Origin of the sequence: Streptomyces alkaliphilus (genome assembly GCF_014141535.1) — a bacterium.
Taxonomy (GTDB): Bacteria; Actinomycetota; Actinomycetes; order Streptomycetales; family Streptomycetaceae; genus Streptomyces; species Streptomyces alkaliphilus.
Genome location: NZ_VKHT01001725.1, coordinates 1 through 462, shown reverse-complemented (window position 1 = coordinate 462; position 462 = coordinate 1). Strand labels below are relative to the sequence as shown.

The window sequence follows — 462 nt, the reverse complement described above, 5'->3', positions numbered from 1 at the left end:
GACCAGGGGGGCGGGGTGCCCGGCCCCCGCCCACCTCAACACGCCGTCCCCGGGCCGGTAGCGGCAGCACAGGGCGGTCACGGACCCCGGATGCCCTCCGCGCCCCACCACCTCGGTGAGGTGGTCCAGCACCCTTCCCGGGGCCGCGCCGGTCAGGGCGATGCCGCGCATCGCCCCCACCAACAGGGCCGCCGGGCCACCCCGTGCGGAGAGGCCCGTGGTGGGGTCCGGACCGGCGTTCCCCGTGCCCAGGACCACGCTTCCGTCCGGCAGGTGGAGACAGTCGTACCAGGCGCCCTCCGCCGGTGCGTCCGGGGGCCCGGGCAGGTACCGCACGGCGAGGTCCGGTCCGTCACCGTCGCCCGTACCCGGCACGGAACCGGTGGGGGACGGCCAGGGAGGCGGCGCGGTGCGCGACCGCCTCCGGTCCACCGACCCCCCGTCCGGGGCCCCGGCTTCCCC

1 protein-coding gene is annotated in these 462 nt (G+C 78.8%); it reads right to left on the bottom strand.

Annotated elements, in window-relative coordinates:
* The coding region (locus tag FNQ90_RS26495; protein WP_182608591.1) for a SpoIIE family protein phosphatase at positions 1-336 on the bottom strand (336 nt) is incomplete at its 3' end.
* Positions 337-462: the final 126 nt, after the last annotated feature.